This window comes from Oceanicaulis alexandrii DSM 11625, assembly GCF_000420265.1.
Lineage (GTDB): Bacteria > Pseudomonadota > Alphaproteobacteria > Caulobacterales > Maricaulaceae > Oceanicaulis > Oceanicaulis alexandrii.
Genome location: NZ_ATUP01000001.1, coordinates 2086580 through 2104398, shown reverse-complemented (window position 1 = coordinate 2104398; position 17819 = coordinate 2086580). Strand labels below are relative to the sequence as shown.

General features: G+C 62.8%; 14 protein-coding genes. 4 read left to right on the top strand and 10 right to left on the bottom strand.

Going from position 1 to position 17819, the window contains the following annotated elements; genetic code table 11:
• Positions 1-34: 34 nt before the first annotated feature.
• From speD to G405_RS0110055, 3 genes are read right to left on the bottom strand one after another with little or no spacing between them, the layout of a single operon-like run.
• A complete protein-coding gene (speD, locus tag G405_RS0110065) occupies positions 35-484 on the bottom strand; it encodes an adenosylmethionine decarboxylase (protein ID WP_022701393.1) in 450 nt (149 codons plus the stop codon).
• Positions 485-540: 56 nt separating this feature from the next.
• Positions 541-1596, bottom strand: a complete 1056-nt coding sequence (locus tag G405_RS0110060; RefSeq protein WP_022701392.1) for a 1,9-bis(guanidino)-5-aza-nonane synthase — start codon at positions 1594-1596, stop codon at positions 541-543.
• Positions 1597-1598: 2 nt separating this feature from the next.
• Positions 1599-2849 carry a type III PLP-dependent enzyme gene (locus tag G405_RS0110055; protein WP_022701391.1) on the bottom strand — a complete coding sequence of 417 codons (1251 nt, stop codon included), beginning with the start codon at positions 2847-2849 and terminating at the stop codon, positions 1599-1601.
• Between the two features lie 339 nt (positions 2850-3188).
• On the opposite strand from G405_RS0110055, the gene G405_RS15695 reads away from it, so the two are divergent.
• The 3 genes from G405_RS15695 to G405_RS16985 all read left to right on the top strand — a co-directional run bounded on the left by G405_RS15695 (position 3189) and on the right by G405_RS16985 (position 5439).
• On the top strand, positions 3189-4409 hold the full coding sequence (locus G405_RS15695; RefSeq protein ID WP_022701390.1) for a substrate-binding domain-containing protein: 1221 nt from the start codon (positions 3189-3191) through the stop codon (positions 4407-4409).
• Positions 4410-4534: 125 nt separating this feature from the next.
• A complete protein-coding gene (locus G405_RS0110045) occupies positions 4535-5188 on the top strand; it encodes a MarC family protein (RefSeq protein ID WP_022701389.1) in 654 nt (217 codons plus the stop codon).
• Positions 5189-5262: 74 nt separating this feature from the next.
• Positions 5263-5439, top strand: coding sequence for a hypothetical protein (locus G405_RS16985; protein ID WP_022701388.1), 177 nt, complete (start codon positions 5263-5265; stop codon positions 5437-5439).
• Position 5440: 1 nt separating this feature from the next.
• On the opposite strand, the gene G405_RS0110035 is transcribed toward G405_RS16985, so the two are convergent.
• From G405_RS0110035 to G405_RS0110010, 6 genes are all read right to left on the bottom strand, one after another.
• The gene (locus tag G405_RS0110035) at positions 5441-6985 is read right to left on the bottom strand and encodes a bifunctional GNAT family N-acetyltransferase/carbon-nitrogen hydrolase family protein (RefSeq protein ID WP_022701387.1); all 1545 of its coding nucleotides are present in this window, start codon (positions 6983-6985) and stop codon (positions 5441-5443) included.
• A gap of 144 nt (positions 6986-7129) precedes the next feature.
• Positions 7130-7963 (bottom strand): N-carbamoylputrescine amidase, encoded by an 834-nt coding sequence (gene aguB / locus G405_RS0110030; RefSeq protein WP_028284720.1) that lies wholly within the window; start codon positions 7961-7963, stop codon positions 7130-7132.
• On the bottom strand, positions 7963-9147 hold the full coding sequence (locus G405_RS0110025) for a serine hydrolase domain-containing protein (protein WP_022701385.1): 1185 nt from the start codon (positions 9145-9147) through the stop codon (positions 7963-7965). The genes aguB and G405_RS0110025 overlap by 1 nt, the downstream gene beginning before the upstream one ends.
• Positions 9148-9151: 4 nt before the next feature.
• A complete protein-coding gene (locus G405_RS0110020) occupies positions 9152-10168 on the bottom strand; it encodes an agmatine deiminase family protein (protein WP_022701384.1) in 1017 nt (338 codons plus the stop codon).
• Positions 10169-10221: 53 nt separating this feature from the next.
• Positions 10222-11817, bottom strand: coding sequence for an alkaline phosphatase D family protein (locus G405_RS0110015; protein WP_022701383.1), 1596 nt, complete (start codon positions 11815-11817; stop codon positions 10222-10224).
• Between the two features lie 168 nt (positions 11818-11985).
• Entirely contained in the window at positions 11986-15243 is a 3258-nt protein-coding gene (locus tag G405_RS0110010) for a TonB-dependent receptor (RefSeq protein ID WP_022701382.1), read from the bottom strand.
• A 367-nt stretch (positions 15244-15610) separates the two neighbouring features.
• Between G405_RS0110010 and G405_RS0110005 the strand changes: the two genes are divergently transcribed.
• Entirely contained in the window at positions 15611-17167 is a 1557-nt protein-coding gene (locus tag G405_RS0110005) for a glycosyltransferase family 39 protein (RefSeq protein WP_028284718.1), read from the top strand.
• Positions 17168-17170: 3 nt separating this feature from the next.
• Here the strand turns inward: G405_RS0110005 and msrA are convergent, their stop codons facing one another.
• Positions 17171-17806 carry a peptide-methionine (S)-S-oxide reductase MsrA gene (msrA, locus tag G405_RS0110000; protein ID WP_233346022.1) on the bottom strand — a complete coding sequence of 212 codons (636 nt, stop codon included), beginning with the start codon at positions 17804-17806 and terminating at the stop codon, positions 17171-17173.
• Positions 17807-17819: the final 13 nt, after the last annotated feature.

The window sequence follows — 17819 nt, the reverse complement described above, 5'->3', positions numbered from 1 at the left end:
TCCCCTATCAGTCAGCCCGTCGGGCGAAGTGCGCTTACGCGCCCTCGCCGCGCAGGATTTCAGTGACGCGCACCTCGGCGGCCTCAAAGGCTTCCTTGAGGATCGCCACAGCCTTGATCGGCTGGGCGTCGCCGCACATGAACACGTCAAACGCGGCATAGTCGCGCTCGGGCCAGGTGTGGGTCGAGATGTGGCTTTCCGCCAGCACCGCCACGCCCGACACGCCGCCATTGGGCTCGAAAACGTGCGTATGGATGTGCAGAAGCGTCGCGCCGCAAGCAGTCACGCAATCGCGGAACGCCTGCTGAATGCGGTCTTCATCGGTCAGGTGACGCGCGCCCATCAGATCGATGATCAGATGGCGACCGGCCACCTGTTTGCCGTCGACCATGATGAAGTGATCAAGATCGTCTTTGGCGTTGGCGTCGACCGGTTCGAAGTCGGTGTTGTACTGGGGGCTGTCCGCCAGGGTCAGTCCGTCCATGAGAAGGTCCCTTCCATGTGGGAACGCGGCGCGTCGGCCGCGCTCAGTCCCGTGTTCTAAAAAGCGTCGTTGAAAAGGTCGGCGAACCGACGGCGGGGGCGCTGTTTCCAGGCGCCGCGGTGATAGACGTCCGAGACGATGACCGGCGCCACAGTGGTGGCTTCGGCGAACACCATCTGCTCCAGCGCCACATCCACCTTGCCCCAGGAACACGCTTCCTTGAGGGTCGAGGACGAACAGGCGCCGTCACGAACGTCGGCCACGGTGATCTGCACCGCGTATTTGTGCATTTCCACGTCTTCATGGCCGAGGATTTCTGCGCAGACGACCGTGTCTTGCGCGAAGTTCTTCGGCACGCCGCCGCCCACCATGAACAGGCCGGTCGAGCCCGCCTTGATCTTGATGTCGGTCAGTTCGCGGAAATCGGCGACGGAATCGATGGACACATAGCCCTCGCCCGCCTTGATCCGGTTCACCTGGTGTTTGACGAGGCCGAACCCGGCCGAGCAATCAGAGAACGCCGGCACGAAGATCGGCACGCCATGGCGATAGCACTCTTCAATCAAAGAGCCCTCTTTCTTGGCGTTGCCGTCCGCGAGCCATTTGCCCATCGCCTTGATGAAGGTGCGTGAGCTGATCGGACCATTGGGCAGGCTGTCAGCGATGTCGCCGATGATGTGGTCGCACGCCTGCAGGTCTTCCTCGTCGATATAGGTGTCGTAAATGCGGTCGATATAGAGGTCGCGCAGCACCCGGTCGTCAGGAATCTCTTTGGCCTGGTAGTGCTTGAAACCCACCGCCTCGAAGAAATCCATGTCCACGATGGACGCGCCCGTGGCCACCACGGCGTCGACCATGTTGTTGCGGATCATGTCCCGCCACACATGCATGCAACCGCCCGCGGACGTAGAGCCCGCCAGCGTCAGGATCACCGAGCAGTCGGGATCTTCCTGCGAAGCCTGCAGGATGCGCGCAGCCCGCGCCGCATCGCGGGAGGTGAAGCTCATCTTCTCCCAGGCGTCGATGATCACGCGACCGTCAAAGCTCGCAATGTCGATATGTTCGACCGGGCTGGAGAGCAGCTCGGCCTTGCGGTTTGAGGTGTCAGCCATCCTCAACGCCTTTTCATGATGCGGTTACGACGACGCCGGTTGAGGCGCGGAAAAGAGACCACGCGGTCGCTCTCATCATCGTGCCCCACGACATCCGCTACCGGACGGTCATAGACAGAGGCCCAGGGGAAGTCGGACACCGTTTCGGTCTCCACCTCTCCGAACCCATTGAAACGGGTGGCCATGGCGACCCCGTATGCGCCCATGAGCGCAAACTCGATCACATCGCCCTCGGACAAATCCGCAGGCAGCTCGATCGGCGCCGCGACCGCGTCAATGGCGTCACAGGTCGGCCCGTACAGACGGAAGGCCGCGGTCTGAGCGCTCGGCTCCCCCTTGGGACGGTGCACGCGGATCGGATAGGGCCACTTCATGTGGACCAGATCGAACAACGTGCCGTAAGCGCCGTCATTGAGGTAAACCTGATCGCCCTTGACCAGCTCGACGCGGGTCAGGATCGACGTCGCTTCCGCGCACAGCGCCCGGCCCGGCTCGCACCACAGATCGGCGTTCTCGAGAACCATCATCTCCTCGAACGCGTTCTCGATAGCGGCCACATATTCAGACAATGGCGGCGGCGTCATGCCGGGATAGGCGACAGGGAAACCCCCGCCCACATCCACGATATCCACGGTGACGGCCGCGCGCTTGATCAGGCGCGACACATCCAGCATCGCTGCGCGATAGGCGCTCGGCGCCATGCACTGGCTGCCCACGTGGAAGCTCACGCCCAACTCGTCGGCATAGGCGCGAACGCGCTGGATCAGGTCCACCGCGACGTCTTCGGACGCACCGAACTTGCCCGCCAGCGGCAGGGTCGCGCCGTCATTGGAGACAGCGATCCGCACCACCAGGGTCAGATCCTTGGCGTAGCCGGTCTCGGCGAGAATCTTTTCAAGCTCGGCCTCGCAGTCGAGCACGAAAATGCGCACGCCATGATCAAAATAGGCCGAGTGAATGGCCCGACGGCTTTTCACCGGATGCATGAAGGCCATGGTGGCGTCCGGACAGCGTGACGCAATCAACTCAACTTCGTTGAGCGACGCCACGTCGAACCAGCGCATGCCAGCCGCATACAGAGTATCAATCACCCACGCAGACGGGTTTGATTTGACCGCGTAGAGAACTTCGCCGGGAAAATTGTTCTGGAACCAGGATGCCGCAATCGTCAGTCGATCGGGCCGCGCGCAGGCGACCGGGCCTTCGACAGGCCGAGAGCGGACCAGGTCCAGGGGCGTATGGTAATGAGACAACTCACGGAACCCCCTGCTTGTTGTTAACCCAATCCGGCATCGAGCGGATCGCCTCCGCCGGGACGGCGCGAATTAAATCCTGTGACCCGTCATGTAAAGCTGAAAATCCGCGCGCCATAATTTTTTTTCGTCGGGGCCTGAGCCGTTTCATCCCTGCCTGCTTGTGTCTGCTTCACAAAGAGGTCAACTAATCAGACCCTTGGACGTTTCAAGCGTGGCGCGTGACCTCTGCGCCATTGCGCCGTCAAGAATGGCTTGCACACCCGTCATAAAACTGATGCATCCCTCACGTTAGAAGAACCAACGCCGCCGACGATGAAAAGTTCCGGGAGAGACGCCATGCCAAAACTCCGCGCCGATCACCTGCTCCTCGTTTTCGCAGCGCTCAGTCTGATGGCCTGCGGCGAGCCGCGCGAAGACATAGTGCTGCTTGATGAACCCGCGGCGCCAGCCGCAACCGCCCGCACCGAATCCCAACCCCTGGGCGCGGGCGTCGGCGGTCGCGATGGTCTGCGCATGGTGGGCTCGTCCACCGTCTTTCCCTTCGCCACTGCGGTGGCTGAGAATTTCGGCGCGAAGAGCACCTTCCCCACTCCGGTGGTGGAGGCCACCGGCACGGGCGGCGGCATGAACTTGTTCTGCGCCGGCGTCGGGCTGGGCTTTCCGGACCTGACGGGGGCGTCGCGCCCCATCAAGGCGACCGAGTATCAGCTGTGCCAGGACAATGGCGTGGTCGCCATCACCGAAATCCCGATCGGCTATGACGGCATCGTTCTGGGCAATTCAATCAGCTCAGACGCAATGGATATCGAGCGTGTGCAACTGTTTCTGGCGCTCGCCGCAGAAACCCCGATGCCGATCACGGAACAAGGCGAACCGCTTTTTGATAACCAGGGCGCTTTGAATGCAGGGCGCAGCTTTGGCGAGATCGCCGGCTTTTCATGCCACAGATTCATTCCCAACCCCTTCCAGCGCTGGTCTGACATCTCATCTGATCTACCCGCGGAACGCATTGAAGTCTTCGGCCCGCCGCCCACGTCAGGCACGCGCGACGCCTTTGTCGAACTCGACATGATCATGGGCGCGCGGGAAGTGGAATGTCTGTCAGCCCTGTCCGAAAGCGACGAGCATGTGTTTGAGCGCCTCGCCTCTCGCATCCGCGAGGATGGCGCCTGGGTGGATGCAGGCGAAAACGACAACACCATCGTGCAAACGCTGGCCAATTCCCCCACCGCGTTCGGAATATTCGGCTATTCCTTCCTGGAGCAGAATGGCGACCGCATCCAAGCGGCCCGGATCGACGGCATCACCCCGAGCTATGAGAACATCTCCAACGGCGTCTATCCGGGCTCGCGTTCCTTGTTCGTCTACGTCAAGAACCAGCATGTGGGCGTCGCGCCGGGCCTGCTTCCCTTTGTCGAAGAGCTGACCAGCGAGGACGCCTGGGGTCCGTTCGGCTATCTGGCCGAGCGTGGCCTGATCGCCTTGCCGGAGGCCCGCCGTCAGCAAGCGGGACAGGCCGCACGCGCCCTGACGCCCATGCAGACCCCAGAGCGATAATCACGCGGCGCCCTGTCCCGCGTCCTGCGTTATGACAGGGCGGACTTGCAAGGACGCGGCCTCGCCAAGGCTGTGCGGGCGTGTTAGGCCGAAACCGTATTGCACGGTTCGAACTGGGGACACCTATGGACGCGATGGATCTGAGCCTTTTGACGGCCTCTCTGGTCACCTTTTTCGTGGTGATCGACCCGATCGGCGTGGCTCCGATTTTCGCAAGCCTGACCGAAGGCTCCACCCCGGCGCACCGACGGGTGATGGCCATCAAGTCGGTCCTGATCGCGACGGCTGTTCTGTTTGGCTTCGCCTATCTGGGCGAATGGCTCCTCAGCGCTCTGCATGTGAGCCTGGACGCCTTCCGCGCCGCGGGCGGCGTGCTTCTGTTCATGCTCGCGCTCGACATGATTTTCGAGACCCGCTCCAAGCGCCGTGAAGAACGCGCGGAAGCGCTGAATGAAGCGGATGAGGAAATCGCGGGCACCAACGAAGACATCTCCGTTTTCCCCATGGCCATCCCCATGCTGGCCGGTCCCGGCGCCATCGCCTCCATCATGCTGTTCATGAATGAAGCGGAAGGCCTGGGCGGCCAGGCCATGGTCTTCATCGGCATGGGCGCCAATCTTGTTCTGTGCCTCGGTCTGTTCCTGGCCGTGGGCGCGATCATGAAACTGATCGGCGATACGCTGGCCGCGATGATCACCCGTATCCTGGGCGTGATTCTGGCGGCGCTGGCGGCGCAGTTCATCTTTGACGGCATCAGAGGCGCGCTCCTGGCCGGCTAGGCGCGTCGCTCTTACCAATTGTTAGCGGGTGCGGGTGTAAGCTCCCCTTCTGTTGATGTTGGAGCCTGCATTCCGTGTCGTTCCGCCTGATCATACTCGCCATCGCGGCGATCACCGCCATTGGCGGACTGCTGGCGGGCGCCCTCAGCTTGATGGGCGGCGCGCTGGATCAGGCCGTGGCGTTCACCTGGCCCGGCCTGGCTGGCGCTGTGGCGCTGGCGCTGATCGCCCCCGGTCGTCCCGCCAAGTAGTCTAGCCGCGGTCTTTCCAGACAATCCGATAGAGATCGAACCGGCGGTCGCGCAGATTGCGCACCGTGCCCGACCGACGCGCCTGCACAAGGTCATCGAGATGCAGGTCCGCAACGGCGATCGTCTCCACGTTCTCGCTGGTTTCCGCCGCAATGCCGTCCCGCGCAAACGGGAAGTCGCACGGCGTCAGAATCGCGCTCTGGGCGTAGTTGATGTCCATGTTCTCGACGCCGGGCAAATTGCCCACATTGCCGGCGGTGACGACGTAGAGCTGGTTCTCGATGGCGCGCGCATGGGCGCAATAACGCACCCGCAAATGACCGCCGCGGTCATCGGTGGCGTAGGGGGCGAAAATGATCTTCGCGCCCTCATCGGCCAGGCGACGCGCCAACTCTGGGAACTCGGTGTCATAGCAAATGAGAACGCCCACAGGACCGCAATCGGTAGGAATGGTGGCGACCGCATCGCCGCCCTTGATGTTCCACCAATAGCGCTCGTTCGGCGTGGGGTGGATCTTCTCCTGTGCGTGCACCGAGCCGTCGCGCAGGAAGACATAGGCGACGTTCTGGATGTCGCCGTCATCGGTGCGCGTGGGGTGGGAACCGCCGACAATGTTGATGTTGTAGCGCACGGCCAGCGTGCTCATCAGCTCGACGAAGCCCGGCGTATGACGCGACAGGGCGGCGATGCTTTCCTCGGGCGTCAGCTTGCGCTTTTCAAGCGCCAGCAGGGCCACGGTGAACATTTCAGGAAAGACGCAGAAATCCGCGCGATAGTCGGAGCAAACCTCGACGAAATATTCGACGTTGCGCTCAAACTCCTTGAGCGTCTCCATCGAGCGCATGGCCATCTGGATCGCCGCCACCCGCACGGTGTTGGGCGTGGGCCGGTTCACCGGGCCATTGCTCTCCACATACATGGGATTGCGCCAGACCATGCGCGCCGCGGCGCCGCCTGAATCCGCATCGTCGGGCAGATAGCCCTTGAGGACGCCCGCCGGCTCATACCCCATACGCATCTGGAAGTTCAGAACCGGATCGCGCAGCTCATTGTTGACCACGGCGTCGAGATAATCCTGCGGGGTCGGGTATTGCTTGCGCTTTCGGCGAAACCCCGCCATGCGGCCGCCAAACACGACGCCCTTCAGCCCCCATTCCTCACACAGAGCCTTGCGCGCGTCATACAGGCGCTGGCCAATGCGCAACCGGCGGCGGCTGGGATCGACCGCCACTTCCATGCCGTACACCCAGTCGCCATCGGGATCATGACGCGCCGCAAACCCGCCCCCGGTGATCGACGCCCAGCTATGGCGGGAGAACGCAGCCTCTTCATCAATGATGAAGCTGGCGCACCAGCCTACCAGGTCGCCTTCGTATTCGACCACGAACTGGCCTTCGGGGAAGTTCGCGATCTGACCGCGGATCATGGCGGGGGTATCGGGATCCCAGCCCGGATAGGCGCGCTCCTGCAGGTCCAGAATGGCGGGCACGTCAGACAATGTGGCGGTTCGGACCAGAAGTTTTGCGGAGCGGCGGGTCTGGGTCATCAAAAGTCCCTTCTGGACACCATAAACGGCGCTGCGCCTCCCCGAAGGTCGCGCCGCGCCGCCTTGAATTCATCATGTCGGCGCATGCCGACTTCAGCCTACAAACGCACCAAGCGCGCAAAGGTTTCCCGGCTTGCGCAGCGCCTAGAGATACAGGTCCGGCCGCCGATCGCGGAAGAAGCCCCAGGCCGCCCGAAACGTATCGAGGTTCTTGCGGTTGAACGTGGCGGTCAGAACCCCGGTCTCGGTCCGCCCCAACTCGGCCTTCACCGCGCCAGTATTGTCGGTGATGAAGCTGGTGCCGTAGAAAACCTGTCCGTCCTCGTCGCCGATCCGGTTGGCGGCGCCCACGGGGATGCAATTGGACACCGCGTGTCCCTGCATCGCCCGGCGCCAGGCCGCCGCCGTGTCCATCTCCGGCGCCTGGGGTTCAGCGCCGATAGCGGTGGGGTAGAGCAGCATTTCAGCGCCCAGCAGCGTCATGGAACGCGCAGCCTCAGGGAACCATTGGTCCCAGCAAATGCCCACGCCCACCTTGCCGAACTTCGTATCCCAGACCTTGAAACCGGTATCGCCGGGCCGGAAGTAATACTTCTCCTGATAGCCCGGCCCGTCAGGGATATGGCTCTTGCGGTAAACGCCCAGCGCCTGGCCGCCCGCATCCACCATGACCATGGAGTTGTAATACTGTGGTCCGTCACGCTCATAGATCGAGACGGGGATGGCCACGTCCAGTTCCTGGGCGAGCTTCTGCATGGCGATGACGCACGGATGCTCCAGCGCCGGATAGGCCGTCGCGAACCAGTCCTCGACCTGGGTCTTGCAGAAATACGGTCCCTGGAACAGTTCGGGCGGCAAGATCACTTGCGCCCCCTGCCCGGCCGCGTCGCGCACCAGTTCGGAGATGGTCTTGATATTGTCGTCCATGCTCGCGTTCAGCGACGCCTGCAGGACCCCCATGGTGAAAGTATCGGTCATCATCTCATCCGCGCGATGGCGTCATCGACGAAGGCCCCCGGGCCGTCGCCAGTGCGCATGTCCATAGCCGTCGGCCACAGCAGACGCGGCAAGCCCACATCCGCATTCCATAACGCGACGAAGGCGAAACCGGTTTCAGGCTCCAGCACGACCTGCGAGCCATAGCCCGCCAGCGCGCCGCCATGAACGATCAGCGTGCGTTCGCCCTGCCAGTCATAAATGCGCCAGCCCAGCCCGTAAGACGTATCCTGGACGCGGCCCAGGCGGCGCAGATTGCGCGTTTCGCGCAAGGAGCGGGTTTGCGGCGTGTGCGCACGCTCGACGCCCTGTGGCGACAAGCCAAAGCCTTCAGGATCCATCTGCGCCTGCGCCCAGATGATCAGATCATTGAGGCTGAGCGACACGCCCGCCGCCGCCGGCAGGGTGTCGTAATCGGTCGCAGTCCCGCCCAGCCTTTGCCGACGCCCGAAATGCGGCGCGGCATAGCTCTCCGCGCGCGTCAGGTTTTCCGCGCCGAACCCTGCGCTGTGCATGCCCAGCGGATCAAACAGATAGGTCTGGACCGCCTCGGGATAGCTTTGCCCGGTCGCGTCCTCGATCAGGTCACGCACCACGTCAAAAGCGACGTTCTGATAGGTATAACACGCGCCCGTCTGACACAGCAGAGGCACTTCGGTCAGTCGCGCCCGCACGGTGTGTGCGTCCTGCCCCGCCTCGATCAGATTGTCATAAGCGTTCGGCGGCAATCCGGTCTGGTGGCTCGCGAGCTCGCGCCAGGTCGGTTGGCGGGCGCCGCCAAGATCCAGCACGGTTTCAGGCACCCGCGCATCCAGGCTGACCAGACCCGCTTCATCCAGAAGGCCCAGCATGGTGCCGGCGAAGGTTTTCGACACCGACGCCAGGCGGAACACCGTATCCGCCGTCACCGCCTCGCCTGAACCGCGCACGGTTTCGCCGGAGGTATAGATCGCCACCGGCTCGCCGTTTTCCAGGATCGCCGCGGCGAAGCCCACCATGCGGTCATGATGGGCCACATCAGCGACTTCAAGCTGGAAGGCGTCCAGATAATCAAGCGCTTGCTCAACAGCCTGCATCGGCGCTTCAGGCTCCGGCGCAGGCGAACTCGCCGTCACATCAGACAGGGCCAGGGTCAGAACGCTGAGCGGTAAAGCGAGTGCAATCAATGTGTCATCCAGCCTGATCGGGTTGGTTACAAGTGACGCAATGGAATGCGCCGCCGCCTGTCAGGATATGGTTTGCGGGGCTGGCGACAACCTCATGATCGGGAAAAGCGTGGGAAAGTGCGCGCACCGCCGCCTCGGAATGCCGGTTATAAGCCGGCATCACCACATGGCGCGGCCCGATGATCCAGTTCATGTGAGACGCTGCGGCCGGGCCGCCATCCTCCCCCATCACAAAACCGGGGGAAGGAATTTCAATCACTGTCAAAGCCCGGCCTTTGGCGTCCTTCGACGCTTTGAGCGCGCGAACCGTGCGGGCGTAGAGCGCGGTGTTGGGATCGCCCGGACCTGAAGGACGCTGGGTGACAACGACGCCCGGCGCCGCGAACCGCGCCAGATTGTCGATATGACCGTCGGTATGATCCCCCGCCAGCCCGTCATCAAGCCAGATCACTTTCTCCACGCCGCAAGTGCGTTTCAGATCGGCTTCGACCTGAGCGGATTTGAGCTTGGGGTTGCGATTGGGGTTGAGCACCACATCACGCGTGGTGAGCACAGTGCCGTCGCCATCAAACTCCAGCGCGCCGCCTTCACAGATCCAGTCGAGCGTCTCGATCTTGGCTCCGGCCTGTTTGGCGATCACGGCGCCAATGGTCTCGTCGCCCGGATATTCGTACTTGCCGCCCCAGCCGTTGAACTTGAAGCGAAGCGCTTTCAGCCCCTCTGAAGAGGTCACGAACACCGGGCCGGTGTCGCGCGTCCACACATCGCCATAGGGCGCGCGCACATACCGGGCCCTGTCGCCCATGGCGCGTCGCGCGCTCGCCTCGGTCTCGGCGTTCGCCACATAGATCGTGAGCGGCTGCGCCTTGCCGTTCGCGCCAGGGGCGGCGGCCAGGCTCAAAAAACGGGCAAATTCCTCGCGCGCGCCATCCAGCGCATCGGCCCAGTCCTCATGATAGGGCCATGCGGTATGAATGACGGTTTGAGAGGCGGTTTCGTGGGGTACGGAGCGTGTGGTCATAAAACGCCAATATCACGCGCCGCACCCCGGCAATAGCGGATTTATCGCTATGCTCAGACTTCCACCGCACCGGGTTGTCCGGCTTCGATCACATACTGTTTCTGGTTGCGTGGCGCATACCCGTCCCGGCGCGACACATCACCCACCACGCGCAGATCCACCTCGGCGCGCTCCCGGCTCAGACGGATCAGGCCATAGCCTTGCTCGCGGGTGTCGAAATGCTTGATATGCGGGTTATTGGGCAAGAAGGCGGCGGTGCTTTCATAGCCGCCGCGCTGGCTGGTGACCGCCGTGGTGACAAATTCAGAGGCCACGGTCGCCGAGTTCATGTCCGCATAATCCGCCTTCACATCGGTGACCCAGTAGCAATGCGTGTCGCCGCCCAGAATGATCGGGTTGGCGTTTTCACGGCGCGCCAGGGCGTCGACCAGGCGTTGGCGAGCCAAGGGATAGCCGTCCCAGCCATCGGTCCAGACCATGGCTTCACCGGTTTGCGGATTGGAGAAATTGAACGGCGAGAACAAGGTCGGCTGAACGATGAAGCTCCAGATCGCGCCGGATCCGGCGACGCCGCGCGACAGCCAGTTCTCCTGCGAACCGCCCAGATAGGTGCGGTTCGGGTCTGTCAGCTCCTCACAGCTCGCCGGCACGATATTGCCGCCGCGATCGGTTTCGGACGGGCACGCCATCGGCGTCTTGAACTGGCGACCGTCGGTCATGTTCACTTCCGCGAGATCGCCGAACACGGTCTGCCAGTAAATACGCATCCGGCCCGACGCGCGCTCCAGCATGGAGCGGCGGCGCAGGGGCATGTTTTCCCAATAGGCCTGGTAGGCGGCGAGGCGACGCGCGCGGAACTCTTCCGCCGAGACAAACGGCTGCTCGCTGATGTCGCCCGCGTAATCGTTATCCACTTCGTGGTCGTCCCAGGTCACAAGCCAGGGCGCGATGGCGGCGGCGGCCTGAAGATCGGGGTCAAGGCGATACAGCGCATGCACGCGGCGATAGTCTTCCAGCGTATAGGGCTCGGGCGTCACATGGCGGCGCACCTGCGGTCCCCAGCTGGATTCGTAGATATAATCGCCGGTGTGCACGATCAGGTCCGGGCGCTCTTCAGCCATGTTGCGATAGGCGTGGAAATAGCCCTGCTCGTAATGCGCGCACGAGCACCAGGCGATCTTCATCGCGTCCACGCCAGACCCATAGGCCGGGGCGGTCAGCGCACGACCGGTCGGGCTCGTCACGCCGCCCGCATGAAAGCGGAAGAAGTATTCACGTCCAGCCGGCAGTCCGTAAATCTCGGCATGGACGGAATGCCCCCAATCGGGCAGCGCCCGCTCGACGCCGGAGCGCACGATCAGGGTGAAGCCTTCGTCTTCGGCCAGCTCCCAGCTCACATCGACGGCTTCAGGCGCCATGCCGCCATCGGGATCGAGCGGGTTCGGGGCGAGGCGCGTCCACAGCACGAACCCGTCAGAGGTCGGCTCGCCAGACGCCACGCCCAGAGAGAACGGATCATTGCGAAAGACCGGTGCGGAGCCTTGCGTCACCGGCATGGTGCAGCCCGCCGTCAGGGCGGCGGCGGCGCCGGAAGCGGCGGAGGTCAGGACGAAACGGCGCGTCCATGCAGAAGCGAGAGTGCGGACCATGATCTTTTCCCATGCCAAGAAGCTGTCAGCGTGGGCTTTGCATACCGCGCAGGGGTCACAGTTTTGCGACGACCGGGACGTCGATGAAGGCCTTGCAGGCATAAAAAGAAAAGGGCGGCCCAAAGAGCCGCCCTTTCCCGTAATCCAGCCGTATCGGCGTTGGAGTTCTTAGAACTCGTAACGCAGGCCGATGCGGATTTCGTAGACCGAGTCGTTGCGGTCCAGCTCGTTGATGTCGCGGCCCGCAGCCCGGAAATCGTTGTAGCGGTACACGCAAGACGCTGCCGTGGTGCAGGTGGTGCGGATGTCGTCACCGCGCAGAGCGGTGGCGCCGTCAACACCATTCAGAGCCACGTCGGTCGCCGACACCAGGTCCGCATCAACAGCGGTGAACTGACCGAAGCCCGGACCGTTGGTCTGGGAACCCCAATCGGAGTTCAGCAGGTTCGGGAAGTTCACGATGTCCATCACGAACTCGAAGTTGTTGTCGCCGACAAAGCGATCAATACCCGGAATGCCCGGCAGTTCCTGCGTGAAGCGAAGGTCCCATTGCTGGTTCCAGGCGCCAGACGCGCTGTTCACCGGCATGATTTCACCTTCTGCGGCGCCTGCACGGTTCACCAGATCATAGAAGCCTGCCGTGTCGAAGCCGGTTGCGAACACAACGTTCGCGTCGCCGGTCCGGGTCGGGACGTAGATCGGGTTGTTGTCGTACGGGCTCTCGCCTGCGCCGGCGCGGCCGAACAGGGAGTTGGAACCGCTGACGTCATAGGTCAGGAAGTACGGGGTGCCCGAACGGATCTGGCCGAACACGTCCACGCGGGAGGTCAGATCAGAGATGATCTCACGCTCATAGGACAGGCCAATCTTGAAGGAGTGCTCGATCTCCCAGAAGGAGGTGCGCACTTCAGGATTGTTGCGGTCGATCGCAGACAGGCCGCGCCAGTTGGAGATGCCGCGCGAAGAACCGCCCTCGGAAACCCAGTCCACATCCTGATAGGCGTAGCTGGTGTAGAAGCCGAAGCCGTTTTCGTAGTCTTTCTGAACAGCGACAGAGAAGACGTGGCTTTCAGAACCGTCAGCATTGCCCAGCTCGGTCAGGTTGGCGAAGCCAAGATCGTCAAGGTCCGCATAGATGGTGCGGCCATCAGGCGCCACGCCGGTCGGCAGAGCCGCCGCCAGGTCCGTCTGAGCGCGGTTGCGCCAGATGAAGGCGTCCTGCGGGGTGGTGTAGAGCCAGGAAGCGGACAGCAGGTAGCCGTCGCCCAGGCCCAGGGCCTCAAGGTTCAGATCGTAATCAACGCGCAGCGACGCTTTCCAATCGGACGGGATCTCGAAGTCGTCAGCAACAACGTCGATCACGCTGCCGGTGGAGCCTGCAACGCTGTCCAGCAGCGGCTGAGGCACGGTCAGGCCGGCGGTCGGGGTGCCGGAGCTCTGGCGAGCAAAGCCGGTAGCGCCCTGGAATGCGTTGGAGATCCAGACTTTCGGCTCACCGCCGGCGAACAGGCCGAAGCCGCCCGTCAGAGTGGTGCGATCATTCGGCTCCCAGCGGAAGCTGGCGCGCGGCATGATCAGGTCCAGGCCGTCCAGGTTCTGGCCGGTGGTGTTTGCACCGTACAGCGCATCCACATCCGCGCTGAGCGGCGGAACATCGTCCTGCTGATAGGTCTCGTAGCGCACGCCGAAGCCGACTTCGAGATTGTCACGAACCTGCCAGGTGTCCTGGGCGAAGAGGGTGATCTTCTCAAGGCCGAACGCAGCCGCTGCGTCATCAGCATTGTTGGTGTTGGCGTTGACGTAGTCGATTTGCGGGGTGTTGTTCGCAATCTCGTCAAGCGAGCGGTAGATGAAGCGGCCATTGGAGCCCGCAACAAACAAGTTGAACAGCGAGTAGTCTTCATACTCGGCGCCGAAGGTGATCAGGTGATCGCCCAGGATGTAGTCGCCTTGTGCGAAGAGCTGCAGACGCTCGTCGTTAAACTCGTTGGCGTGACGGAAACGGTCACAGCCGCCCACGAAGGTTTCTTCGCCATTGTCGATCAGAAGGCCTTCCAGCGGAGAGCCAACCAGATCATCCGGCGTCAGGCGGAATTCCAGGTGCGCGGTGTCGGAACCGGCGCGGCAGAGCTGGCCGCGGGAGAATTCCTTGTAGGTGGCGCGAACGGTGGTGGAGAAGTTGTCGCTCCAGTCAGAGAACACTGAACCGGAATAGGAGGTCAGTTCGACAGGAATGTCGTACCAGGCCGATTCAAAGTTCTGACGACCCGTGGAGGTGCCGCTCTCTTCAGTGGACTGGTAGGTGAACGACGCACGGTGGTTGTCGTTGATGTTCCAGTCGATCTTGCCGATCAGGCGCTCGGAGGTCACCGGGTTGGACGTGACGGTCGGACGGCCGCCCATGTCGTAGCCCAGATTGTCCAGAACGTACTGGTTCAGGGCGCCGTAGAAGTTGGTGTCGATGCCGTCATTGCTGTCGCCGACGGAGTAATCCGTGCCGGAGCCGGATTCAAACTCGTCATAGGAGACGAAGAAGAACAGGCGGTCTTCGATGATCGGGCCGCCCAGGGTGATGCCGTATTCTTTTTCGTCAAACGGGGCGATGTTGACGTCTTGGCCGTCGATCCGGTCGCCGAAATACTCTTCGTCCTGATAGTAGTAATACAGAGCGCCGTCGAACTCGTTGGTGCCCGATTTGGTGGTGATGTTCACCAGGCCGCCGGTGAAGCCGGATGCGGTCACGGAATAGTCGGACGCCACCAGAGACGCAGATTCAACAGCGTCCAGGGAGATCGGCGAACGCTCGGTTGCGTAGGTGTTGGAACCGAGACCGAAGTCGTCCTGCTGCAGCGAGCCGTCAATGGCCAGGCCGTTGAAGCGCGGGTTCACGCCGGCGACGTAGAGCTGGCCTTCGCCGTCGGAGAACGCCAGCGGGTCGCGCACCAGGGTGCCGATCACGTCGCGGTTGGCGGACGGCTGGTTAGCGATGTCGTCAGCGGAGAAGTTGGAGCCGACGCCGTTGTTCAGGTCCGTGGTGTTGATGGCCTGACCGGTGACGACGATCACGTCAGCGGCTTGCGGGTTCAGGGTCAGGGTCAGCGGGGACTGGTTGCCCGGACGCAGGTTGACGCCGTCCAGAGCTTCGCCCTGGAAGCCCGGCGCTGCAACGATGATGCTGTACGGACCGCCAACGCGCAGACCGGACTGGAAGAACTGACCCGTTTCGTTGGTCACGGCGCGCGAGGCGGTGCCCGACGGGCTGTGGATGATGGTGACGGTCGCGCCGGACACAGGAGCGCCGGACGCGTCAACAATCTCACCACGCAGGTTTGCAGAAGTGGTCTGTGCGTGCACGGCGGCAACCGGCGCCAGCGCTGCAAGCGCGGCTACCGAAGCGCCGTAAGCGAACTTTTTGAACATCGCCATTGTGGAGGGTCCCCTAAAAATCGACCTGATGAAAGGCAGGGGCACTACGCCCTTGCTTCGAGGGGGGCCTTAAAATCCGGTGCTAACGATTGCGTGACGGGTATGTGAACGTTTTGCGACGGCGCTCAGGGCGCCAATCCGTCAACAGAGCGTCCCGTGTGCGCCGTTAACTCAGTATTAGCGTGTGCTCGCAAGGAGATTCAGGATCGGCTTGCAGGCCCATTAACAACGGCAGGGTCGAAAACCCTGTTAGTCGTGTTTGTTGCTCTGCACCAAGGCGTTTTGGATCGTTGCATATAGGCCACGCTTTTTGAACGGTCAGGCAAGGGCTTTGACAGTCCGGCGGCGCAGCCGCATGAAGCCTTTCATGGAAAAGTTCAGCCCCACACCCTCAGATTCGCCCTCACGCAGCTGGATGCGTATGACCGTGCTCATCCTGGGCGGTCTTCTTGTCCTGCGCATCCTGGCTTTACTGGCTGATCCCAACAGCTTGTATGCAGACGAGACCCAGTATTGGCTCTGGTCGCGTTCGGTGGACTGGGGGTATTTCTCCAAACCGCCCATGATCGCCTGGATCATCGCCGCCACCACCGCCATGTTCGGCGACGCCGACTGGGCGGTGCGGCTGGCCGCGCCCTTCCTGCATACGATCACCGCAATGATGTTGGGTTTGACCGCGGCGCGCCTGTTTGACGCCAGGGTCGGCGCGTTCACCGCTCTGGGCTGGGCGACGATGCCGGCGGTCTGGCTGTCCTCCACCATCATTTCCACCGACGCCGTGTTGATGGCGGGCTTCAGTACGGCGCTCTATGCGCTGGTCAGGCTGCGCGAAGGCCCGGACTGGCGCTTTGCGTTGCTGCTCGGCGCAGCGGCGGGCTATGCATTCTTGTCCAAATACGCCGCCATCTATCTGTTGATCGGGCTCGCCGTCAGCGCCGTCATCGACGCGCCGTCACGGCGCGCGCTGATCTCGCTTCAGGGCGCCGCGGCTTTGGCGCTGTTCGCTCTCATCATTGCGGGCAATATGATCTGGAACGCCCAGCATGACTTCGCCACGGTCAGCCATACCGCCGCCAACGCCAACTGGAGCGGGACGCTGTTTCATCCCGAAGAGCTGGCGGACTTCCTGTCCGGTCAGCTGGGTGTGTTCGGCCCGGTCTTCTTCGTCATCCTGATCGCGGCGGTGATGACGACGTTTCGCGCCACTACGCTGGCGTGGAACACGGCGCGCCCCCGCCTGATGCTCGTCGCCTTCTGCCTGCCGGTGCTGGTCATCGTTTCCGCCCAGGCCTTCATAAGCCGGGCGCACGCCAACTGGGCCGCTTCCGCCTATCTGACCGGGTTGATCCTGGTCATCGCGTTTCTCTTGCAAGGCCCGGCCTGGCGGCGCTGGGCGCTCTATGGCTCGCTGGGGCTGCATACGGTCGCCGGGCTGGCCTTGATGGCGTTCGCCGCCTCTACCCCGCTCTCAGACGCCGCAGGCCTCGCCAACGCCTTCAAACGCGTGCGCGGCTGGCCGGAAACCGTGCAGGCGGTCGAGCGCATCGCACAGGAGCAGGACATCACCAATCTGGTCTATGACAACCGCAACGACTTTCACCAGATGCAACGCTATGGCCAGGGGTTTGACGGCCAGATGTTCATGTGGGTGCGCGCGGAACATGCGCAGAATTTCGCTGAGCAGACATGGCCCCTGCCTGACGGCTTTGCAGAGCCGGTGCTCATCATCTCGGAACGGCCCGAAGAGACGCTGCTGATGGAGTGGGACTTTGCGCAATTTGAACAGGTGGACGAGGTTTCGATCCCCTTGGGCGGGGACCGCTATCGCACCTACCAGGTTTTCCGGGCGCAAGGCCACCAGCGGCGCGATCGCGACGCGGCCTATGAAAACCGCGTCGCGGAGCTACGCGCCGGATCGGACTAGCGGCTACTCGACGTCGTTCCAGATCTGGCGCAAACGCGCATCCCGGCGACAGCCGAAGCGATAGCGCTGATAGCGTGCGGGGCGCTCCAGATAATAGTCCTGATGTTCGGCGCCCGCCGGCCAGAAGGTGGTCAGGTCCTCGACGGGCACGATGATCGAACGCTCAAACAGGGCCTGCACCGATTGGCGTGACGCCTCGGCTGCAGCGCGTTGCTCGGCGTTGGCGGTGTAGATGCCCGGCGCATAGCCTGATCCGCGATCACAGAACTGCCCGCCCTCATCAAACGGGTCCACATTGCGCCAGTAATGGTCAAGCAAGGCCTCATAGCTGACCACGCTGGGATCATAGATCACGCGCGCCGCTTCGTGGTGGTCGCTGCGTCCACGAGCCACGTCGTAATAATCGGGGTTTACTTCCGTGCCGCCAGCGAAGCCGGACACCACTTCGACGACGCCGTCGAGCTTTTCAAAATCCGCTTCCGTGCACCAGAAGCAGCCCGAAGAGAACACGGCGTGGGCCAGCCCGTCCGGAAGATCGGCGCCCGCCGCCTCGGCCGGGCGAACATAGTCGTCTGATTGCGCCAACGCGGCGCCGGACAGGGCGAAAGCCGCGAACGCGGCGGTGAGGACAGCTTTCATAAGGGCCTCCATA